This window comes from Rhodococcus sp. H-CA8f (assembly GCF_002501585.1).
GTDB lineage: Bacteria > Actinomycetota > Actinomycetes > Mycobacteriales > Mycobacteriaceae > Rhodococcus_F > Rhodococcus_F erythropolis.
Genome location: NZ_CP023720.1, coordinates 3717860 through 3740219 on the forward strand (window position 1 = coordinate 3717860; position 22360 = coordinate 3740219).

Annotated in this window: 20 protein-coding genes; 3 read left to right on the forward strand and 17 right to left on the reverse strand. The window is 63.7% G+C overall.

Annotated features, from left to right (window positions below):
* Nucleotides 1–22: 22 nt before the first annotated feature.
* On the reverse strand, nucleotides 23–1165 hold the full coding sequence (gene rffA / locus CPI83_RS17290; protein ID WP_021343913.1) for a dTDP-4-amino-4,6-dideoxygalactose transaminase: 1143 nt from the start codon (nucleotides 1163–1165) through the stop codon (nucleotides 23–25).
* The gene (locus tag CPI83_RS17295) at nucleotides 1155–2141 is read right to left on the reverse strand and encodes a glycosyltransferase (RefSeq protein ID WP_019747967.1); all 987 of its coding nucleotides are present in this window, start codon (nucleotides 2139–2141) and stop codon (nucleotides 1155–1157) included. The genes rffA and CPI83_RS17295 overlap by 11 nt, the downstream gene beginning before the upstream one ends.
* A 172-nt stretch (nucleotides 2142–2313) precedes the next feature.
* Between CPI83_RS17295 and CPI83_RS17300 the strand changes: the two genes are divergently transcribed.
* Nucleotides 2314–4512, forward strand: a complete 2199-nt coding sequence (locus CPI83_RS17300; RefSeq protein WP_097387493.1) for a hypothetical protein — start codon at nucleotides 2314–2316, stop codon at nucleotides 4510–4512.
* The gene (locus CPI83_RS17305) at nucleotides 4509–4955 is read left to right on the forward strand and encodes a GtrA family protein (protein ID WP_020969332.1); all 447 of its coding nucleotides are present in this window, start codon (nucleotides 4509–4511) and stop codon (nucleotides 4953–4955) included. Before CPI83_RS17300 ends, CPI83_RS17305 begins: the two co-directional genes overlap by 4 nt.
* Nucleotides 4956–4959: 4 nt before the next feature.
* On the opposite strand, the gene CPI83_RS17310 is transcribed toward CPI83_RS17305, so the two are convergent.
* Nucleotides 4960–5538 carry a TetR/AcrR family transcriptional regulator gene (locus tag CPI83_RS17310; protein ID WP_020969331.1) on the reverse strand — a complete coding sequence of 193 codons (579 nt, stop codon included), beginning with the start codon at nucleotides 5536–5538 and terminating at the stop codon, nucleotides 4960–4962.
* A 68-nt stretch (nucleotides 5539–5606) separates the two neighbouring features.
* Here CPI83_RS17310 and CPI83_RS17315 point away from each other — a divergent pair, with 68 nt between their 5' ends.
* Complete coding sequence (locus CPI83_RS17315; protein WP_097387494.1) at nucleotides 5607–6182, forward strand: dihydrofolate reductase family protein; 576 nt, start codon at nucleotides 5607–5609, stop codon at nucleotides 6180–6182.
* On the opposite strand, the gene trmD is transcribed toward CPI83_RS17315, so the two are convergent.
* The 14 genes from trmD to CPI83_RS17385 all read right to left on the reverse strand — a co-directional run bounded on the left by trmD (nucleotide 6179) and on the right by CPI83_RS17385 (nucleotide 22347).
* Nucleotides 6179–6883, reverse strand: coding sequence for a tRNA (guanosine(37)-N1)-methyltransferase TrmD (gene trmD, locus CPI83_RS17320; RefSeq protein ID WP_021333055.1), 705 nt, complete (start codon nucleotides 6881–6883; stop codon nucleotides 6179–6181). The two genes, CPI83_RS17315 and trmD, sit on opposite strands and share 4 nt — an antisense overlap.
* A 9-nt stretch (nucleotides 6884–6892) precedes the next feature.
* A complete protein-coding gene (rimM, locus tag CPI83_RS17325) occupies nucleotides 6893–7465 on the reverse strand; it encodes a ribosome maturation factor RimM (RefSeq protein ID WP_097387495.1) in 573 nt (190 codons plus the stop codon).
* Nucleotides 7466–7479: 14 nt separating this feature from the next.
* Nucleotides 7480–7722, reverse strand: coding sequence for an RNA-binding protein (locus CPI83_RS17330; protein WP_003939023.1), 243 nt, complete (start codon nucleotides 7720–7722; stop codon nucleotides 7480–7482).
* A complete protein-coding gene (rpsP, locus tag CPI83_RS17335) occupies nucleotides 7719–8189 on the reverse strand; it encodes a 30S ribosomal protein S16 (protein WP_003942818.1) in 471 nt (156 codons plus the stop codon). The genes CPI83_RS17330 and rpsP overlap by 4 nt, the downstream gene beginning before the upstream one ends.
* Before the next feature lie 209 nt (nucleotides 8190–8398).
* Nucleotides 8399–9481 (reverse strand): amidohydrolase family protein, encoded by a 1083-nt coding sequence (locus CPI83_RS17340; protein WP_097387496.1) that lies wholly within the window; start codon nucleotides 9479–9481, stop codon nucleotides 8399–8401.
* A 3-nt stretch (nucleotides 9482–9484) separates the two neighbouring features.
* The gene (gene ffh / locus CPI83_RS17345) at nucleotides 9485–11062 is read right to left on the reverse strand and encodes a signal recognition particle protein (protein WP_003942713.1); all 1578 of its coding nucleotides are present in this window, start codon (nucleotides 11060–11062) and stop codon (nucleotides 9485–9487) included.
* A gap of 115 nt (nucleotides 11063–11177) precedes the next feature.
* Entirely contained in the window at nucleotides 11178–13685 is a 2508-nt protein-coding gene (locus CPI83_RS17350) for a [protein-PII] uridylyltransferase (protein WP_097388204.1), read from the reverse strand.
* Entirely contained in the window at nucleotides 13675–14013 is a 339-nt protein-coding gene (locus CPI83_RS17355; RefSeq protein ID WP_003942772.1) for a P-II family nitrogen regulator, read from the reverse strand. Before CPI83_RS17355 ends, CPI83_RS17350 begins: the two co-directional genes overlap by 11 nt.
* Nucleotides 14014–14069: 56 nt before the next feature.
* Nucleotides 14070–15329, reverse strand: coding sequence for an ammonium transporter (locus tag CPI83_RS17360; protein WP_042450902.1), 1260 nt, complete (start codon nucleotides 15327–15329; stop codon nucleotides 14070–14072).
* Nucleotides 15330–15576: 247 nt separating this feature from the next.
* On the reverse strand, nucleotides 15577–17025 hold the full coding sequence (ftsY, locus tag CPI83_RS17365) for a signal recognition particle-docking protein FtsY (protein ID WP_092763627.1): 1449 nt from the start codon (nucleotides 17023–17025) through the stop codon (nucleotides 15577–15579).
* Nucleotides 17026–17067: 42 nt separating this feature from the next.
* Nucleotides 17068–20655, reverse strand: coding sequence for a chromosome segregation protein SMC (gene smc / locus CPI83_RS17370; protein ID WP_092763629.1), 3588 nt, complete (start codon nucleotides 20653–20655; stop codon nucleotides 17068–17070).
* A gap of 26 nt (nucleotides 20656–20681) precedes the next feature.
* A complete protein-coding gene (locus tag CPI83_RS17375; RefSeq protein WP_097387497.1) occupies nucleotides 20682–20966 on the reverse strand; it encodes an acylphosphatase in 285 nt (94 codons plus the stop codon).
* A gap of 5 nt (nucleotides 20967–20971) precedes the next feature.
* The gene (locus CPI83_RS17380; protein WP_092763631.1) at nucleotides 20972–21895 is read right to left on the reverse strand and encodes an SMP-30/gluconolactonase/LRE family protein; all 924 of its coding nucleotides are present in this window, start codon (nucleotides 21893–21895) and stop codon (nucleotides 20972–20974) included.
* Nucleotides 21895–22347 carry an OsmC family protein gene (locus CPI83_RS17385; RefSeq protein WP_020907278.1) on the reverse strand — a complete coding sequence of 151 codons (453 nt, stop codon included), beginning with the start codon at nucleotides 22345–22347 and terminating at the stop codon, nucleotides 21895–21897. Before CPI83_RS17385 ends, CPI83_RS17380 begins: the two co-directional genes overlap by 1 nt.
* Between the last annotated feature and the right edge of the window lie 13 nt (nucleotides 22348–22360).

A 22360-nucleotide genomic window follows, 5' to 3' on the forward strand; every position in this document is an offset into this window, starting at 1 on the left:
ATCCACGCGGTCGTGTTCGTCCTCAAGCCTGCTTGTACTCGAGGACCGAACCGATGACCCGTTCCTGTTGTTCGGACGTGAGCATGGGCCACAGCGGCAGTCGAAGGATCGACGCGGAGAACTCGGCGCTACGCACACACGGCTCCGGTGTTCGTCCGTAGCGCACACCGGCCGCGCTCGTATCGAGCGGAATGTAGTGGAACGGCGCCACGATTCCGTCGGCGGCAAGATGCCGAATCAAGCCGTCGCGGCTCTCTTCGGTAGGCATCTTGAGATAGAACAGGTGCGCGGTGTGCTCGCGATCATCGGGAACCGCCATGGGAACGACACCGTTCTCGGACGCCCACTCGCCCAGACTCACGCTGTAGGCATCCCAGACGCGATGCCTGGCCGCCTGAATCGCGTCGAACTCCGAGAGTTGTGCGTCGAGGACAGCGGCATTGAGTTCACTGGGCAGATAACTCGACCCGATGTCCTGCCACGAATACTTGTCGACCTGGCCGCGCAGGAAACGCGCACGGTCGGTCCCCTTCTCACGGATGATTTCGGCGCGGGTCATCAACTGATCGTCGGAGAGCAACAGCGCGCCACCCTCACCGCAGTGAACGTTCTTGGTGTCGTGAAAACTCTGCGTACCGATAGTTCCGATGGTGCCGAGCGCCCGCCCGCGCCACTTTCCGCCGAGCCCGTGAGCGTTGTCTTCGATCAACGCGACGCCGTGGAGTTCCGCGAGGTCGAGGAGAGGTTCCATGTCGGCGGCGACTCCGCCGTAATGCATGACCAGTACAGCTTTCGTGCGTTCCGTGATCGCCGCTGCGACGCAGTCGGGATCGATATTGCCGGTACTCGGATCGATGTCGACGAAAACAACAGTGGCACCGCGCAACGCGACGGCGGTTGCCGCCGAACTGAACGCGAAGCTCGGGACGATCACCTCGTCACCTGGGCCCAATTCGAGTAGCAGCGCACCCAATTCGAGTGCGTGCGTGCACGAGGTCGTCAGCAGAGCATGCGTGGATCCGGTGATCGCCTTGAGCGCTGCAGTCGCGGACTTGGTGAAACGTCCGTCACCGTGAATGTGATCGGACTCCAGAACCGTTGCCAGATTCGACAATTCGTTCGATGCCCGATAGGGGCGGGAGAAGATGATGCGATCAGTGCTCACGACTGCGCCGATCGATCGAGGTTCCGGGCCGCGGTGAATCGACAGTCAGATACAGAGGCTTTCCGACAAGGACGTGCAGTGCCACGCCAAGGTATTCGGCGATGAGACCGAGCGAGAAGAGGATCGCACCCGAACAGACCAGCAGCGCCATGATGATCGACGCCCATCCTTCCGGGTCGTTGTTGTCACCGGTCATGGCTTGGACGAAGATCACCGCAGCCATGATCACACCGGCCGACGCCAGGGTGACCCCGAGCAGACTCACCAGTCGCAGACCGCGTGTTCCGCTACACAACACCATCTTCCAGAACAACGAGAACAAACGGCGATAGTTGTACCCCGATTCCTCGCGGCCTTCCGCTCGAAGTGTCACCGGCGCCGTGGCGGTATTGCCGACAACCCACGTCAGCGCGACGTCCAGATACACACCGTTGGCGGCGACGCCGGCCAACTGTCGGCCGATGTCACCTCGGATCAGGCGGTAACTTTCGAATCTCGTCGAATCAGGGAACGCGAATACCGTCGCCAAGACGATCTTTGCGCCGCGCGAGGTCAGGTTCCGCAAGAATCCATGCGGGCGGGTGTTCGTGGGTTTGGAATACACGAGATCGGATCGCTCCGTCAGCGCGGTGTCGAGGAAAGCCCCGATGTGCACCGGGTCGTGCTGGCCGTCTTCGTCCATCGTCACGATCCACTGGCCACGTGCAACGGCCATACCGGCGATAGTCGCCGCGTCCTGGCCGTAGTTGCGACTGAGCCACACGACACGCACCTGATCGAAACGGCGCTCCAATTCGAGTAACACGACGTCGGAACGGTCCGGACCGTTGTCGTGAACCAGCACGATCTCGTCGACGGTGAACTGCGCTCCACCGGGCGTCGAACTCGGTGCGCACAGGCCGTCCAACTCCTCGACGAGCGCCGTGATCGTCTTTTCGCCCTGATAAACGGGCACTACGACGGAAATCGAGTGCACTCGCTTCCACTCCCTTCAGGGGGCTCGACTGGCGCCGAGAGACAGGCACGATCGGGCCCACACCGTCGCGAACTTTAACACGCAGAGATGTCCGGACTTCGGATGCCGACGGCGCGTGATGCGCTCGCGTCTCCGCGCGCCCCACCTGCCCTGTTAAGGTCTGGAACTCGTGGTGGAAACTCGCACTCTCGCCCGGGCAGACGTGTACAAGTGGGGCGCCGTCACGGCGGTCGGTGTCGTCGCCGGCTACCTGGCCGTGGTGCTCGCGAACGCTCGTCACTTCTACACCGACGACACCGAGTCCCAGTACGCGCCGCTGTGGGTCATGCTCGGCCGTAGCCTGCGAGAAGGACACCTACCGGTACTCGTCCCCGAGAACTGGATGGCGGGCAACTACGCGATCGAGGAAGCGGGCCTTCTGAATCCGCCACAACTTCTGATCGACCTGATCGCACCGTCCTTCGACAACCTGGCGCTGTACGCGACGATCGTGAAATTGATCTTCGCGATCATCCTTGCGCTGGGCGTCTATCGGATCTGCCTGGAGTACGGCTCGAAGCCCACGTGGGCTGCGGTCGCCGGAGTCTCGATTCCGTTCACCGGTTTCCTCCTCTTCTTCGACTCGGCCAGTTGGATGACAGCCTTCACCGGCACTGCCTGGATGGTTCAGGCGTGGGCCTCGGCAATCCGCTACGCCAGAGGCAAGAGCGGTCCGATCCCGACCTTCGTGTTCTTGTATCTCGCGATGTCGGTGCAATATGTTTTCCCCGCAGTCGAATCCGGCTTGATGATCGTCGCAGTCGCGATCGGCGAAGTTGTCTATCAGCGGCGTTGGCTGCCGTCGCTGCGGCTTCTGGCGGTGTCTGCCTGTGCCGCCCTCGCCGGTCTCGCGACGTATCTGCCGAGCCTGCTCACCGCCGACGTCACCTGGCGCGGTGCATCCGAAGTCAAGAACGACGCATTCCTTGCCGTTCCCTGGTCGGAATCGCTGAACGCGAGCCTGCCGAGCACGATGCCCGCATTCTCCTCGTGGTGGGGATACATCCAGACCATGCCCATGGTCTACGTCGCGTGGTTCCTCATTCCGGCTCTGGCGTTCATCGACTGGGGCAAGGCACGCGCCGCGGCACGCGAATTGACCGCCGTCGGGATCTTCACGGTCGCCGTCCTCATGTGGACTGCCGGGCCGAGCACGATCGGCCCACTGCGGTGGCCCGCGCGCGTGCTTCCGATGGTGGCCATCGGACTCCTGCTTCTGGTGTGCATCCTGCTCGGGCGTTACGCCACGACCGACAAGTTGCGCGGACGCTGCGTTGCAGCGGGAATCCTCGTGGGCCTGCTTTTGATCAGGTCCGCCTCGGCAGCTCCCGGGCTCGCGAAATGGCATGTGATCTCAGCCCTGGTCGTTGCCGCACTCGGCGCTGCGATGGTGTGGCTGGGCCGCACCAAGGGCACCGCGCTCGCATGCCTGTTGGCAATCGCCGCGGTCTCCCCCATCGCCTACGCCCAGGTTCGGGCCGCGCAACCAACCCCGATGAGCTGGGACCTGCCCGAATCCCGCTCGGAGATGAAAGAGGCCTTCCCCGACTTCGAAGGCACGACACTGCAACTGGGCGACCGTGCACTCATCGCACCCGGGGACAAAACCCTCGACGGAGCGTACGGTTCCCTGGCTTTCGGCAACTACCCCAAAGACCTCGAACTGACCTACACCAGCGGCTACACCCCCAACGGGCACTTCTACTTCGGTGATCTGCTCTGCATGCGCTGGGACATGAGCGTCTGCCCCGACGCCTTCCGACGGGCATTCACCGTCGAACCCACCACCGGCCGCACCGTCGTCGACCTGATGAAGGTGGACCGCGTCGTACTGCAGAACGCCCTCTACCCCGATGCACGTAAGAGCCCGGCCCCCGACGGGTGGACATGGGTGGACTACCCCGGTCACGAGAACTACATCTCCGTGCTCGAACGCGTCGACGGCCCCGTCTCGACACGAAACGGCCGCATCGCCGATACCCGTGGCGTCGAAGCTGTTTCGACCGCGGAATCGAACATGTCGAGCACCCTTCGTGTCAGTTCGGAGACCGGCGGCAAGGTTGTGTTCGCACGGCTCGGCTGGCCCGGGTATCGAGCTAGCCTCGACGGCCAGCCTGTCCCGATCGACGTCGTCGCGAAGTCCTTTGTCACCGTGGACATCCCAGCCGGGACGAAGGACGCTGAACTTGTCCTCACGTGGCGACCCCCGGGATGGAAGGTCGGCGGCGCTTCGATGGTCGCCGGAATCCTCGGCCTCGGCGTGCTCGAGTGGATGTATCTGCGGACACGACGCAAGGACCGGATCAACACCGTGAAAACCGAGTCTTCATGACCGAAGACATCGCATCACCCGAGAACCCCGGCCCACTGCTGCGGGTGGTCAAGCATCAACCCATCGCGTTTGCCATTGTCGGAGTGGCCAATACGGCGATCGGATACGGGCTCTTCGTGATCTGGTCACTGATCCTCGACAACAAGGATCTGTATCAAGTGGCTGTGATCGGTGCGTACTCCATCAGCGTGCTCATCGCTTTCGTTCTGCATCGGACGTTGGTTTTCCGCGTCCGCGGACATGTGGCACGCGACCTGGGCGCGTTCATCGTCGTCAATTCCGGTGGCCTGGTGCTGAATCTGATACTCGGAACAATCGCGGTGTCGATTCTGCATGCCCCGCCGCTTCCCGCCCAGGCGGTTGTCATGTTGATCGTTGCCGGGGTGAGTTTCTTCGGTCATCGATACTTCTCGTTCCGCCGCAAACCTGCCGAGCGGCACTGACCTTCTACGATTCGCGGGGTAGCGCTCGATCCACCGCGGCCTCGACGATCGTACGAATATCTTCCTCCCCGAACAGGTTCGGCAATGTCAGTCGATCCAGGACGAGCCAGTTCAGCGACAAATAGAGCAGGCGAACGGTCATCGCATCACCCGGCACGCCCGACGCCAGATGATTGGCTACGTTCAGATCGAAGTCTTCTCGAATACGGACGGTCAGGACCGCTCGCAGGTCCGGACGACGTATCGCCTCCAGTCGCAACTCCATGAGCGCGAGGAAACCCGTTCCAAACGAGGTGACCCGCTCGACCACGTCGAGCATGAGCGTCACCAGTCGCTCACGATCGGTGCCGTTGACGGGATCGATCAACCCCTCGAGGTCGTCCGGAATCAGTCGCTCGTAGATCCGGCCACCGGCTTGCGTGAGTAGGTCGTCGCGATTGGAGAAGTAGTTCGACGCTGTCCCGTTCGGCACGGCTGCCTGGGTGTCGACGGCTCGAAAGGTCAAGCCTCGAGCACCCTCTCGGGCCAACACCTCGATTGCCGCGTCGATCAGGGCAAGCCGTCGTTCCGGGTTCTTTCGCACTTGACATCACTCCTGACACGCCTCTAAGTTAAACCACTACAAACATAGTACTACGAACGGAGCGTTTCATGCGAAAGCTTGTGTACTACGTGGGAGCTTCCCTCGACGGCTACATCGCGGGACCAGACGGCGAATTCGATTTCTTCCCGGTTTCCGAACAGATCACGGCCTGGATATGCGATCGATATCCCGAGACCGTGCCAACGCATGTGCGGCCCGCTCTCGGAATCGAGGACGCACCCAACAGAACCTTCGACACGGTCGTCATGGGCCGCGGCTCTTACGAGCCCGGGCTGAGCCTCGGCGTGACCAGCCCCTTTGCGCACCTGCGCCAGTTCGTCGTCTCCAGCACCCTCCCTGACGCCGAGGATCCTGCGGTCACCATCGTTCGCACCGATCCACGTGCGGTCGTCAGATCCCTCAAAGAGGAAGAAGGACAAGATATCTGGCTGTGCGGCGGCGGAACTCTCGCCGGCGAACTACTACCGGAGATCGACGAGTTGATCGTCAAAAGGTATCCGGTTGTCGCCGGCGCGGGCATACCGATGATCAGAGGTAACTTCGAGCCGACACTGTTCACACCGACTGCAACCGAATCGCTCGACGACGGCGCAAGCATCACCTGGTTGAAGAGAAATACCTAAGGAAGTAGATCCGGTCGACGCTCGGCCGTGCGCTGCAGCGACTGTTCATGGCGCCAGGCTTTGATCTTCGCGTGATCTCCGGAAAGCAGAACAGGCGGAACCTCGAGATCACGCCACACGGCGGGGCGAGTGTAACTGGGCCCTTCGAGGAGCCCGTCGGAGAACGAATCCTCTTGGTGTGACAGCTGATTGCCGAGAACACCGGGCATCAGTCGCACAACAGCCTCGACCATCACCAGCACGGCTGCTTCACCGCCGATCAGAACGTAATCGCCGATACTGACTTCTTCGACGCGAACCCGCTTGGCGGCGTCGTCGAAAACCCGTTGGTCGATACCTTCGTATCGGCCGCAGGCGAAGACAAGGTGCTTGGCGGTGGCCCAGCGATGTGCGGTCGCCTGAGTGAACGGGACGCCGGCGGGAGTCGGCACCACCAAGATCGTCTCGGCATCATCCGGGCCGGAAGTATCGGAGCGACCGATCACGTCGTCGAGCGCCGGGCCCCAGACGGTGGGTTTCATGACCATGCCGGGCCCGCCGCCGTACGGGGAATCGTCGACGGCTTTGTGTACGTCATGGGTCCACGACCGAAGATCGTGGACGTCGACCGAGATCAAGCCACGTTCGATTGCCTTGCCCAGCAAGGCAGCACGAAGCGGTTCGAGATACTCGGGAAAGATGGTGACGACGTCGAGACGCATGACAAACGATCAGTCGTTGTCTGAGTTCGAATTGTCGCTGTTCGACTTGTCGCCGAAATCCGGGTCGAGCAGTCCCTCGGGAGGCTCGATCACCACGACGCCGTCGGCAATCGACACCGAGGTGACGATGGCGGCGACAAACGGGATCAGCAATTCACCGGACGCCTCACCGGTACGGCGAATCGAAAGCAATTCGCCTGCGGCGGAATGCAATACCTCGATGACCGAACCAACCTCGGTACCGTCCGTGAGGACGACCTTCAGTCCTTCGAGTTCGTGGTCGTAGAACTCGTCCGGATCATCCGAAGGCTCGAGTTCGGAACTGTCGATGACAAACAGTGTGCCGCGCAACGCATCTGCGTCGCCACGGTCACTGACGCCTTCGAGGCGCAGCAGAAGCCGCCCGGAATGATCCCGGGCGGCTTCCACTGTGTACGACTTCAGTGTGGACTCGCGCGGCTTGCGCCCACGCAGCACAGAACCTACGGCAAAACGATCTTCGGGCTCGTCTGTACGAACCTCGACTACCAATTCACCTTTGATGCCATGCGACTTCGCGACACGACCGACTACGAGTTCCACCTGTTTACTGCCGTCTACTGATCGGTGTCGACGACATCAACACGGATACCGCGGCCACCGATGCCGGAGACCAAGGTCCGCAGAGCGGTCGCCGTGCGACCACCCCGACCGATGACCTTGCCGAGATCGTCGGGGTGCACATGCACCTCGACGGTCCGTCCCCGACGTCCGGTGATCAGCTCGACACGCACATCGTCGGGATTGGCGACGATGCCACGCACGAGATGCTCTACCGCATCAGCGACGACGGCACTCACTTGTCAGCAGCCTCGGCGTCTGCAGCGGGAGCCTCGGCGTCAGCCGCGGTGTCTTCTGCCTTGGCCTCGTCAGCCTTTGCAGCCTTCTTCTTCTTGGGGGTGATTGCTTCTGCAACCGGCTCGTTCTCGGCCTGCGCGAGTGCAGCCTGGAAGAGCTCGAGCTTGGTGGGCTTGGCTTCCTTGACGCGCAGGGTGCCTTCGGTGCCCGGCAGGCCCTTGAACTTCTGCCAGTCACCGGTGATCTTGAGGAGTGCCTCGACGGGCTCGGTGGGCTGTGCGCCCACGGACAGCCAGTACTGAGCGCGCTCGGAATCGATGTCGATCAGCGAGGGCTCTTCCTTGGGGTGGTACTTGCCGATGGTCTCGATCGCACGGCCGTCACGACGGGTGCGCGAGTCGGCGATGACAACGCGGTACTGAGCGTTGCGGATCTTGCCGAGGCGGGTGAGCTTGATTTTGACAGCCACAGCTGCAGTTCTCCTTCAGCGCGCACAACAGTGCTGCGCATGTCACGTGCAATTCAGCGACCCACACGATTTGTGAGCCCGGTTTTGCCTCTATCCTGTGACCGTCGCAGCGGTACGTAACCGGTTGCGACGAACAATGGTCCATTGTGCCAGATGGGTGGGCTCGTTCGGAAACCACCCTGTGCGCGCTTCGAGAGTGCAGGGACTCCCTAACCACTCACGGGAGTGCCGCGGAGGATCACACGCATCGGCTTCGCGAGCACATCGGGGTTTCCGCGCGGATCTTCGGAATAAACCACCAGGTCGGCGGGCGCTCCCTCTTCGATGCCCTGGGCACCCAACCAACTCCGCGCATCCCAGCTGGCTGCGCCCAACGCCTGGTGAGCTGTCAATCCGGCAACTTCGAGTTCGGCGATCTCGTCGGCGATCCGCCCGTGCCTGATCGAACCGCCGGCATCCGTTCCGGCATAGATCGGAATCCCGGCCTCGTGAGCGGCACCGATTGTCTGGTGCCGACGAGCGTGCAAATCGCGCATATGCGCCGCGTAGATCGGATACCGCGTGGCGGAGTCCGCGATCTCGGGGAAAGTAGCGATGTTGATCAGCGTCGGAACCAGGGCCGTGCCGTGCGCGACCATCGACTCGATGGTCGCGTCCGTCAATCCGGTGCCGTGCTCGATGCAGTCGATACCGGCGTTGATCAGGCCGGGCAAAGCGTCTTCGGCAAAAACGTGAGCGGTGACCTTTGCGCCTTCGGCGTGGGCGGCAGCGATGGCCTCGACCAGGATCTCGTCGCTCCACAAGGGAGCCAAATCGCCGACGGAACGATCGATCCAGTCGCCGACGAGCTTGACCCAGCCGTCACCAGCGCGTGCCTGACGCACTACCTCGGCCGGCAACTGAGATTCGTCGTCCAGGTCGACCGGCAAGCCCGGGATGTACCGCTTGGGTGCCGCGATGTGCTGACCTGCGCGAATGATTCGCGGCAAATCGAGGCGCTCGTCGATGAACCTGGTGTCGACCGGTGATCCGGCGTCGCGGAGCAACAGCACGCCCGCGTCACGTTCGGTCTTCGCCTGCTCCAGCAAGCCGTCGACGGTTTCGCCCCCGCCACCGCCGTAGCGGATACCGACGTGACAATGCGCATCCACGAGACCCGGTGTGATCCAACCCGATTCGACGATCGTCTCCGCACCGGACACCGCCTCGAAGGAAATCAGCCCGTCGACGATCCACAATTCGATCGGCTCGGCATCGGGCAGACCGATACCCCGCAGATGAAGCGCAACCACCGACTACTTCTTGGGCAGCTTGAGCTGGGAAAGATCGATGCCTTCCAGTCCGGGCGGCAACTGATCGAGACCCTTGGGCATGTTCGACAGGTCGGGCATACCGGCCGGCATTCCGCCGGGCATACCCGGGAATCCGCCCATGCCGGGGAATCCTCCGCGCATCTTGGGCTGCGTCGGGCCCTTGCCGCCCTTCTTGCCCTTCTTGCCCTTCTTGCTGCGAACCTGCTTACGCGCGCCGGGCATGCCCATACGGCCGGCCATGGCAGCCATCATCTTGCGGGCTTCGAAGAAGCGATCCACCAACTGGTTGACGTCGGAAACCTTGACGCCCGAACCGTTCGCGATGCGCAGTCGGCGTGAGGCGTTGATGATCTTCGGATCGTCGCGCTCGGCCGGCGTCATACCGCGGATGATGGCCTGAATGCGATCGAGTTGCTTCTCGTCGACGTTGGCCAGCGCGTCCTTCATGCCGCCGGCACCCGGCAGCATGCCGAGGAGGTTGCCGATCGGGCCCATCTTGCGGACGGCCATCATCTGATCGAGGAAGTCTTCGAGGGTGAGCTGACCGGAACCGATCTTCGCTGCGGTCGCTTCGGCCTGATCGGCGTCGAAAACCTGCTCGGCCTGCTCGATGAGGCTCAGGACATCGCCCATACCGAGGATCCGGCTGGCCATGCGATCGGGGTGGAAGACGTCGAAATCTTCGAGCTTCTCGCCGGTGGACGCGAAGAGGATCGGCTGGCCGGTGACCTCGCGGACGCTCAGTGCGGCGCCACCGCGGGCGTCGCCGTCGAGCTTGGTGAGGACGACACCGGTGATGCCGACTCCCTCACGGAACGCGTCGGCGGTACTGACCGCGTCCTGACCGATCATGGCGTCGAGAACGAAGATGGTCTCGTCCGGGTTGACGGCGTCACGGATACCGGCGGCCTGCGCCATCAGCTCCGAGTCGATACCGAGGCGACCGGCGGTGTCGACGATCACGACGTCGTAATGCTTGTTGCGTGCTTCTTCGACGCCGGCGCGGGCGACCTCGACGGGGTCGGCTGCGGACACGCCCAGTGCGTTTTCGCCGCCGCCGATGGAGGTACCGGGGTGCGGCGCGAAGACTGCAGCGCCCGCACGCTCACCGACGATCTGAAGCTGAGTGACGGCGCCGGGACGCTGAAGGTCGCAGGCAACGAGGAGGGGCGTGTGCCCCTGGTCCTTGAGCCACTTGGCCAACTTTCCGGCCAGCGTGGTCTTACCGGAACCCTGCAGACCGGCCAACATGATGACCGTCGGCGGAGTCTTGGCGAACTGGAGTCGACGAGTTTCGCCGCCGAGAACCTCGACCAGCTCTTCGTTGACGATCTTGACGACCTGCTGAGCGGGGTTCAGTGCACCCGAGACCTCGGCGCCCTTGGCGCGTTCCTTGATCTTGGCGATGAAGCTGCGCACTACGGGAAGCGCGACGTCGGCCTCGAGCAGGGCAAGGCGGATCTCGCGGGCCGTAGCGTCGATGTCGGCGCCGGACAGACGACCCTTGCCACGCAGATCCTTGAGAGATCCGGTCAATCTGTCGGAAAGGGATTCGAACACCGAGTGCGCTCCTGAAGGTCGTGCGAGTTAGCCGTGGATATTCTCGGGCACCAGCCTAGCCGCTACGCCCGCACCGATCCCAGCCGATGCGGGCGTAACTGCCGAAACCGGTCCGTCAATCCTCTTTCTTCTTCGGTTGTGGCACCGGAACCACCGCCAGCACCGCCTCCTCGACGCGCTCTCGCGCCGCGCGGGTATCGGCCTCACCGAAGTCGAGGCAGAACGCGTCGACCACCGAGGAACCCAACGTGGCGACCTTCGCCCACCGGATGTCGGCACCACTGTGTTCGAGTGCTGCGGCCAGTCGGCAAAGCAGGCCGACGCGGTCTTCGGTACGCAATTCGAGGATCGCGTGACCGTCACCGGGCGCGTCGAACCAGATGACCCGCGGCGGTGCCTGCGAATAGAGCACCGGAACCGCCGAATCCTTGTTTGTCTGGATCGGGTCGTCCCACTGCTCTGCCCGTGCCTCCTCGTCCTTGGCGTCGAGAAGTTCGAGCAGATTCAGTTCACCGGCCGAAGCGCGGATCAATTCCTGCCTGAGCAGCACCGCCTGCGGCGGTGTGCCGAACCTCGGTGTGACGACAAACGAATTGACCGCCGAACCCGCATGCGACCCCAGCGAAGCGGAATGCACCCGCAACGACTGCAGCGCCAGAACGCCGGCAGCCCGAGACAGCAACCCGGGCGCGTCGGGCGCGATGACGGTCACGACGTAGGTGTGCGGATTCTCGGCCGGTACGAGCGAGACGTGAACCCCGCCATCCTCGGCAATGGCCAACTGCTCGGGAGCGAGTGGGTCGGGTTGTGGGAGTTCCTCCCCCGCCATCAACAAACGGCAACGACGCACGAGCTCACCGATCAGAGACGACTTCCAGTCGCCCCAGACGCCAGGCCCGGTGGCCAGCGAATCCGCCTCCGCCAACGAATGCAGGAGATCGAGAAGCGTCCCGTCCCCTTCGAGTGCGTCGACCACTCGCTGAACCGTTGCCGGATCGTCGAGGTCGCGACGGGTCGCCGTTTCCGGCAGCAGCAAGTGATAGCGCACCATCGCCGTCAACGTCGCGACGTCGGAAGGCCAGAGCCCCAAGCGATTTCCGATCGCGGTGGCCAATTCGGCACCGACGACGCTGTGGTCTCCCCCTCGCCCCTTCCCGATGTCGTGGATCAACGCACCGAGCATGAGCAGATCCGGCCGAGCGACGCGAGTGGTGAATCCGCTTGCATACGCGGCGGTTTCGACCAGGTGGCGATCCACCGTCCACGTATGGACGGCGTCGCGCGGCGGAAGATCGCGAATGGTCCCCCACTCCGGCAGGAGGCGACCCCAGAGCCCGGTCCGGTCCATCGCCTCGATCACCGGAACGGCACGCGATCCCGAACCGAGCACGACCAAGAGATCGTTGACCGCATTTTTCGGCCACGGCTCACGCAGTTCCGGGGCGTTGTCGGCCAGGCGATTGAGCGTCGACGCGGAGATCGGCATGCCGTTGGTGGCCGCCGCTGCCGCGACCCGCATCACCAGACCGGGATCCTTCTTCGGCCTCGCATCGCGCGCCAGGACAACTTCGCCGGCATGCTCGACGACGCCCTCGTCCAGTGGTCGCCGCACCGGCGCGCGACGCAGCCGCGACAAACCACGCCGGGGCAAGGAGTTTCCGGCGGTACGGATACCGACGTCCACCGAATAGCTGATGGTGCGCGCCGATTCGCTGAGAAGGCGGGCCAGATCGAATCGATCACCGATCCGCAGCGCCGCACCGATTTCGTCGGCGTCCTGCGCTCGCAGTTGATCGCGGGCGCGGGCGGCAACGCGGTGAAGTTCGGTGCGCACGTCGAGCAACCGCCTGTGCGCGAGTGCCAGACCGCCGCCGGGCGAGTTGGGTCCCAGCCCTGGCATCCCGTCGGTCAATTGCGCGATGGACAAGGCGTTGAGCAGTTGCACGTCACGCAGCCCGCCACGGCCGCTCTTGAGATCCGGTTCGGCGCGATGGGCGATCTCGCCGCTGCGCTCCCACCTCGTACGGGTCTGGGTGATCAATTCGTCGAATCGGCTGCGGATGTCCATGCGCCACTGTCGACGGACACCACTGATCAACAGGTTGCTCAGCTCCACGTCGCCGGCAATGTGGCGTGCTTCGAGCATTCCGAGTGCCGCCGTCATGTCGGTGGCCGCAACCTGAAGCGCCTGCGGAAGCGTCCGCACGCTGTGGTCGAGTTTGATGTGCGCGTCCCACAGCGGGTACCACAGGCTGTCCGCAACCTGGGCCACGACTGCCGGGTCCATGTCGTCGTGCAGCAGAATCAGATCGAGATCGGAATACGGCAACAGTTCGCGTCGGCCCAGACCACCCACGGCGACGATGGCAAACCCACAATCCGGTTTGATGCCCAGTTCGGTCCCCTTGGTGGTCAACCAGAATTCGTGCAGATCGACCAGTGCATGTCGCAGTGAGGGGGCGTCGAGCCTCCTGTTCTTGACGCCTCCGGTGAGTAGGGCCTTGCGTGCGCGGGCCAGGTCCGCAGCTTCGTCGGATCCCCCTGACGAGACCGGCCCTGGCCCCGTCGCTTTCGCGACGGAACCAGGGCCGAGGTTCTCGGACCCTTTCGGGTCAGAGTGCATCGCCACCGCGTTCCCCGGTGCGAACCCGGATGACCGACTCGACTGGCGAGACCCACACCTTGCCGTCACCGATCTTGCCGGTTCGAGCTGCCTCGACGATCACCTCGACGACCTTGTCCACGGCCGCGTCGTCGACGACGACCTCGACCCGGACCTTGGGTACGAAGTCCACGGAGTACTCCGCGCCTCGGTACACCTCGGTGTGGCCCTTCTGTCGGCCGTAGCCCTGAACTTCGCTGACTGTCATACCCAGCACTCCGGCCTGCTCGAGTCCGGTCTTGACGTCCTCGAGCGTGAACGGCTTGACGATTGCTGTGATCAGCTTCATGTGCTCATCCCTTTCCAAACTCTGAAGTGCCTGAATTCACTTTAATCACGTGCTGATCACGCGAGGTCGTATGCGGTCTCTGCGTGTTCGGTCTCATCGATGCCGCGTGCCTCGTCCTCGGCCGAGATTCGCCAGCCCAGGGGCTTGAGTGCGAAGCCGATGATCGTCGTCAGAACGCCGGTGAAGACGAGTGCTGCGAGTGCGATCACGATCTGAACCACCAGTTGCTTGTAGTCGCCGCCGTAGAAGAGGCCGGTTGCGGTGCCGAAGAATCCGATACCGATCGTGCCCCACAGGCCGGAGACAAGGTGAACACCGACGACGTCGAGCGAGTCGTCGAAGCCGAAGCGGAACTTCAGGCCGACTGCGAGAGCGGACAGGATGCCGGCTACTGCGCCGAGGAAGATGGAACCGACGGGGTTGAGCGCACCGGCAGCAGGGGTGATGGCGACCAGACCGGCGACCGCACCGGAAGCTGCGCCGAGGCTGGTGGCGTGACCGTCACGAATACGCTCGGTGGCGAGCCAGGCCAGGACTGCGGCACACGTCGCGGTGGTCGTGTTGACCCAGGCGAGGCCGGCGTTACCGTCGGCGGCGAATGCCGAACCGGCGTTGAAGCCGAACCAACCGAACCAGAGAAGTGCGGCGCCGAGCATCACGAAGGGCAGGTTGTGCGGACGGAAGGCGGTCTTGCCGAAGCCGAGACGCTTGCCGACGATGAGGGCGAGGACCAGACCGGCCATACCCGCGTTGATGTGAACGACTGTGCCACCGGCGAAGTCGATCGGAGCGACGTTGGCGACGGTGACTCCGTCGTCGTTGACCGTGGTGCCGAAGAGCTTTGCCGCGATGCCGTCCTCGGAGCCCGAGAGGAGTCCGCCGCCCCACACCATGTGTGCGAGGGGGAAGTAGACGACGGTGACCCAGATACCCGAGAACAGCAGCCAGGTGCCGAACTTGACCCGCTCGGCCAGGGCACCACTGATAAGGGCGGTGGTGATGATCGCGAATGTCACCTGGAACGCGATGTCGATGACGTTGGGGTAGCCCCACGCGCCGGCGATGAAGTTGCCGTCAGCATCGGTGATGCTGTTCTTGAGGCCGAAGAACTCGAACGGGTTGGCAAAAATGCCCCCGATGTTCTCGGTGCCGTAGGACATCGACCATCCCCACAGAACGTAGATGACGCCGATGACGGCCATGGCCCCGAAGGACATCATCATCATGTTCAGGACGGACTTGGACCGAGACATCCCGCCGTAGAAGAAAGCGAGGCCGGGTGTCATCAGCAAGACCAGAGATGCAGCCATCAGCATCCATGCGGCGTTACCGGAGTTCGCCAACAAATCGTCGGTACTCACTTACTACCTCCTAGTCGCACGTGCCGGGCAGCACGTCGTTAAGGAGAAGAGTGCTGGGCTGGTGTTTCGTCCATGGCGCTGTCGCGTTTCGCAGACGTGAACCAATTGCCCAACTTTGTTGCAAACAGGTTTCGCCAGGGGGTTCTACCGACCCTGTGCGCCTTTTTGGTAGTTCGCGCTACCAAAAAGGCGCACGGGGGCGTCAGCCCAGCAGGGCGTCGACGAACGCACCCGGCTCGAAGGGCGCCAGGTCGTCGGCACCTTCACCGAGACCGACCAACTTCACCGGCACACCCAGTTCATGCTGAACCTGGAAGACGATTCCGCCCTTGGCGGTTCCGTCCAGCTTGGTCAGTACGACGCCGGTGATGTCCACGACCTCCGCGAACACTCGAGCCTGCGCCAGTCCGTTCTGGCCGACCGTCGCATCGAGAACCAGCAGAACGTCGTCGACCGACGCCTTCTTCTCGATGACCCGCTTGACCTTGCCGAGCTCGTCCATCAGACCGGTCTTGGTGTGCAAACGGCCGGCGGTGTCGATGAGGACCACGTCGACGCCGTCCGCGATGCCCCGTGAGACCGCGTCGAAGGCAATCGCAGCGGGATCGCCACCCTCCTTGCCACGAACAACTTCAGCGCCGACACGCTCGGCCCACGTCTGGAGCTGATCGGCAGCGGCGGCGCGGAACGTGTCCGCGGCACCTAGCACGACGCGACGACCGTCGGCGACGAGCACGCGAGCCAGCTTGCCGGTGGTGGTTGTCTTGCCGGTTCCGTTGACGCCGACGACGAGCAGAACAGCCGGGTGATCATCGTGCGGCAATGCGCGGATGGAGCGGTCCAGTTCGGGACGCAGTTCGGCGATCAACACCTCGCGCAGTAGGGCGCGGGCGGCAGCCTCGGTCCGGACGCTGCGGGCCGCCATCTGCTCACGAAGCTTCGTGACGACCTTTTCCGTGGTCGCGGAGCCGAGGTCTGCGATGAGGAGGGTGTCCTCGACTTCTTCCCACGAGTCCTCGTCCAGATCGCCGCCACCGAGCAGACCGAGCAAGCTCTTGCCGACCGCTGACTGCGAGCGGGAGAGGCGCCCGCGCAGTCGGTCCAACCGACCCTCGGTCGGGTCGATCTCGTCCAGCACGCGCGGTGCAGGCTCGACGGGTTCGGGAACTACGACAGGTTCGGGAACTACGACGGGCTCGGGTACGACTACAGGTTCGGGAACGACAGGTTCTTCGACAACAGGTTCTGCTACTGGTGGTTCTTCTACGACCGGCTTTTCGATTACCGGCTCTTCGACAACCGGTTCCTCGACAACAGCGGGTTCTTCGACAACCGGCTCCTCGACGACGGCCGGCTTCTCAGCAACAGGTTCTTCGACGACCGGTTTTTCGACGACAGGCGGCTTCTCCGCGACCGGCGGCGTCGGAACCACCGGAGGTGGCGCCGTTGCCGTCGAGCCTTGACTGAAGTTGAACCCGCCGCCGGCCTTGTAGCCGCCTGACTTGTCCTTCTCGGGGGTGCCGAGCTCCGGCTTCGTCTCGGGCGCCTTCAGCGACACCTGCCCCTTGCGGTAGCGCAGGAATCCGGCAACGAGAACGACGAGTAGTACGGCCGCTACAGCCGCGATGATGATCCAAGCCTGGGTAGTCACCGGCCCATTGTTTCAGGCTCCGACCCGGAAAGTGAGCAGGGCTTACGTCGAGGCCATGTCTTGACCGCGAAGTCGCTGCGAAATCACGGTGGTGATGCCGTCGCCGCGCATGCTGACTCCGTACAACGCGTCGGCGATTTCCATCGTCGGTTTCTGGTGAGTGATCACGATCAACTGCGACTTCTCCCGCAATTGTTCGAAGAGTCCGATCAGCCGCCGCAGGTTGGTGTCGTCCAACGCCGCCTCGACCTCGTCCATCACGTAGAACGGGGACGGGCGTGCCCGGAAGATCGCGACCAGCATGGCCACCGCGGTCAAGGACTTCTCGCCGCCTGACAGCAACGACAACCGCTTGACCTTCTTACCGGGCGGACGCGCCTCGACTTCGATGCCTGTGGTCAGCATGTCCGACGGATCGGTGAGAACCAGTCGTCCTTCTCCCCCGGGGAACAATTTCTCGAACACGCCCACGAACTCACGCTCGACGTCGGCATAGGCCTCGGTGAACACCTGCAGAATTCGTGCGTCCACGTCTGCGACCACAGCAAGAAGGTCCTTGCGTGCGGTCTTGACGTCTTCGAGCTGAGTGGAGAGGAAGGTATACCGCTCCTCGAGAGCTGCGAATTCCTCGAGCGCCAGCGGATTGACCTTGCCGAGGGTGGCGAGGTCTTTCTCCGCCCGCTTCGCGCGCCGTTCCTGAGTCGCACGATCGTACGGAAGCGGAGCGGGGGCGGTTACCTGCTCGCCGCGCTCCTTGGCCTGCTCGTACTCCTCGATTTCGAGAGCGGTCGGCGGCAGTTCGACGTCGGGTCCGTACTCGGCGATCAGATCATCGAGGCCGATACCGTACTGATCGAGGATCGACTCCTCGAGTTGTTCGATGCGCAGCGCTGCCTGAGCCTTCGCAACCTCGTCGCGATGGACAGCGTCGGTGAGTGAAGCGAGCTGTCCGGCCAGTGCCCGGACGATCTCGCGGACCTGATCCAGCTTGGCCGTGCACTCGGAGCGGGCCCGAGCCAACTCGTCGCGATGAGCAAGAGCTGCAGCGACGACGGCCTCGAGTTCGGCCGCCACGCGCTGCCCCGACTCGGCGACGGCAGCTGCAACCTCCGCAGCGTGCGCTCTGGCGCGCAGAGCCCGCTCGGCGCGAATTCGTGCCTCTCGTTCGGCAGCAGCGGCGCGGCGAAGCGAATCAGCCTTTCCGCGTACGGATTCCGCACGTTCTTCGGCGGTGCGCACGGCAAGGCGAGCATCCATTTCGACTATGCGCACTTCGGCCAGCGCTGCTGCGGCCATTTCGCGATCGGCAGCGGTCGATTCCGCACCGTGTCCCGGTGCACTGCCGTCGGTTTCGGCCACACGCAGACGTTCTTCCAGGTCCGCCAGCTTTGTCAGCGACTCACCGCGGCCCTCCTCGGCACGCACTCGCTGGGCGGTCAACCGCTCGGATTCCGCGTGGGCGACTCGTGCTGCCTGCCCCAATCTGCCCAACTGCTCGTAAATGGCGGACATGGCGGCGTCCGACTCGTTGAGCGCCGCCAAAGTCTGCTCCGCGGTCTCGCGTCGAGCGGCCTGTTCGGCCAGAGCGCCGGACAGCGCCGCGTCGAGTTCCTCGGATCGGCTCTCCGTTGCCGCCAGTTCCGCTGCTGACGCGTCGATCGCCGCCTGTACCTCCAGCGTGCTGGGTTGCCGATCCGAGCCACCGATCATCCACCCCGAACCGTGCAGATCGCCGGAACGGGTCACTGCACGAATTCCCTTGTGGTCAGCAACAACTCGAATCGCGTCCTCGAGGGTCTCGACCAGGACAACGCCATCGAGTATTGCGGTCAACCCCGCACGCAACTCGTCAGGGCAGTCGATGACGTCGACGGCAGGACGACTGCCCGGTGCGATCTCGGCCTCGCGTTTGATCACCGGTTCACCGCTCACGATCAGCGACGCACGCCCACCGTCCTGATCGGCCAGCGCTGCAACAGCGGAGCGAGCAGAGTCCAGCGACTGCGCCACGACGGCGTCCGCCGCCGGCCCCATCGCGGCAGCGATGGCAGCTTCGTAGCCGGGTTCGACGTGAATCAATCCGACCAGCGAGGTGATGCCGTCGTCGCGCCGATGTTCGAGCAGCCAGCCGCCACCGTCCTTGCGCTGCAAGCCCATCGACAGCGCCTCGACGCGCGCACGGAGCGAAGCTATGCGTTGCCCGCTCGTCTTTTCTTCCTCACGAAGTTCTTCGACACGTGCGTCGATCATCTCGAGAGCTTCGACGGCGCGTTCATGATTGGTGTCGAGGCCTACTTCACCGGCGTCGAGGTCCCCGATGCTTTCCTGCACCGTGTCGAACTCGGCTTGTGCGGCATCCCCACGCAGACGAGCCTCGTCGATGGCCTCGGTCAGTCGCGAAACTTCCGCGTCGACGGATTCGACGCGGGTACGCAAAGTGTCGACCTGACCGGAGAGTCGAGCAAGACCTTCACGGCGGTCGGCGACGGCACGAACTTCCGCCATGTGCGCCCGTTCCGCTTCTGCTGCAGCATCTTCGGTGGCTGCCAGCTGGTCCCGAGCAGCTTCCGACGCCGCTCGCGCGATTTCGACGCCTTCGAGGAGTTCGGCCTCCTCGGCCGCAAGACGTTCGGCGCGCGCTTCCATCTCGTCCGGGTCCTGGCCGCGGTTGCCGACGGGTTCGGAGTCGAGATGTCGTGCACGCTCGCGGGCGATGCGCACGGTGGCGTTGACTCGTTCGGCAAGCGCGGAGAGCTGGAACCAACTCTGCGCTGCCGCTTCCGATCCCGGAGTCAGACGAGCGAGAGCTTGCTCCTGGCGCCCGAGTTCGAGGTTGGCCTCGTCGAGCGCGGACGCCACCTCGTTGTGCTGTTCGCGGGCCGCTTTCTCGTCCTGCGCCTGGTCGTTCAGTTGGGTTCGACGGGTCACCAGGTCGTCAGCGGCCAGCCGCATCTTGGCATCACGCAGGTCAGCCTGGACCGTCTGTGCTCGCCGAGCAACCTCGGCCTGGCGTCCCAGCGGTTTGAGTTGCCGACGCAGTTCCGCGGTGAGGTCACTGAGTCGAGCGAGATTGGCCTGCATGGAATCGAGCTTGCGTACCGCTTTTTCCTTGCGGCGGCGATGTTTGAGGACTCCCGCGGCTTCTTCGATGAAGGCGCGTCGATCCTCGGGGCGGGATTCGAGGATCGCGGCGAGCCGTCCCTGCCCGACGATGACATGCATTTCGCGGCCGATACCGGAGTCGCTGAGCAGTTCCTGGACGTCCATCAGACGGCAGGACGAGCCGTTGATCTCGTACTCCCCCGCGCCGTCGCGGAACATCCGGCGCGTGATCGACACCTCGGAGTACTCGATCGGGAGCGCGCCGTCGGCGTTGTCGATGGTCAAGGTCACCTCGGCGCGGCCCAGCGGCGCGCGGCCGGAGGTGCCGGCAAAGATGACGTCTTCCATCTTGCCGCCGCGCAGAGCCTTGGCGCCCTGCTCGCCCATCACCCAGGTCAACGCATCGACGACGTTGGATTTACCCGAGCCGTTCGGCCCGACGACACAGGTGATCCCCGGCTCGAACCGAAGAGTCGTTGCCGACGCAAAGGATTTGAATCCCTTGAGTGTCAGACTCTTGAGGTGCATGGGGGGAAACTTTACCGCCAAACCGGTCAGCGTTCGACGAACCCTGTCAGGTCGCCCCTGGCGGGGTCCCAGCTGTCGACCACGAGATCCACCGTGCCCGGTGTTGTTCCCGAGCGAAGCAACTCCAACAATTTCTCGAGCTGCGTGCGTTCGCCTTCCGCCACGACGAGCACTCGACCGTCACGCTGATTCGACGCATATCCGATCAACCCGAGTTCGAGGGCGCGGGCCCTGGTCCACCACCGGAACCCGACGCCCTGAACATATCCGTGAACCCACGCCGTCAACCGCACAGGCGGTGTCTCAGACATGACGTTCAGCCCGCCACACGTTCGAGACGGTGGACGTCGCCGAGGAAACCGGTGGTGTAGAGCGAGTTGGGGTCCCAGCCCGGGCCGGCACCGAACTTCACCGCGGATGTGAACGGCAGACCCGAGGCGATCTCACACGAAGATCCCGAATCCGGATCGACGCGAACAACTTTGCCGCCGACATTGAATGCGACGTACAACGCGCCGTCCGGTCCGACGGTCAGATCGTCCGCCATGTTTGCCGGACCGAACCCGGGGAGCGTGATCGTTCGCACCGGCCCGCCCAGATCGTGTGCGTCGAGGACGTGGACCGCGGTCACCATGTCGAAAGTGGTCGTCACGTAGATCGTCGAACCGGAGCGTGCGAGGCCGTCGACGGTGCCGAGATCCTCACGAACGATCGAACTGGTTCCGTCACTGTCGATGACCGTGAGCCCCGGCCGGGTCAGGGTGCGAGCTGTGAGGAAACGGTTACCGTCCAGCGGCACAAGCCCGTTCGGCATCACCAGACCGTCGGCAATCGTTGTCACCGATCCGTCTGCGACGTCGACCTTACGAAGGCTGCCGTCGGCGATTCCGAACAGACCCGAGACAGTCGAGTTGCCCGTGGTGAAGTACACGGAACCGTCACGCGCGACCAGCCCTCCAGGTCCGGTGACATCACCGACCAAAGTTGTCCGTGTTCCGTCCGGCGCCACTTTCAGCAGTGCACCCGGCCCGATCAGAGCCGACTGCGACAACACCATCGATCCGCTGCCGTCGAATTCGAGATTCTCGAGCATTCCGGCACCAGTCGTCACGACGCTCGACGTCCATTTGCCGCAACCACCGTCCGAGCCGTCGGCCGGGACCGATGCCTGTGCCGGAGCACTCACCGCCACAACGGAACCCAGTGCGATCGCAGCGACAACACTGCCGGCGCGGGACATCAGGCTTCCGTGTCGAACGACAGCGTGACCTTGGTTCCGGCCTTGAGAGTGCGCCCCACCGTGCACACCTTGTCGACGGAACGCTCGACGAGAGTGATGAGGCGCTGCTGCGCTTCGGCATCCAACTCACTGAGGTCGAGTTCGAGAACCTCGTCGAGCTGCGGGTAGACCTCGTTTTCACGATCGGCGGCACCGGACACTCGAACCGTCGCGTCGTAGTTGTCACCGAGGCGGCGAGAGATCGGGAAGTCTGAGCTCATCCCGGTGCATGCAGCCAGTGCAATTTTGAGGAGTTCGCCGGGCGTGAAGACTCCTGGCACCGATTCGGAGCCGATGAGAACCTCTGCGCCACGCGAACTCTTGCCGGTGTAGAGGCGGGTTCCTGTGCGTTCCACCCAAAGCTCCGTGTGAGCTGGGGCGGTTGCAGTGTTGTCTGGAGTCTGTTCAGCCATGACGCAATCTTGC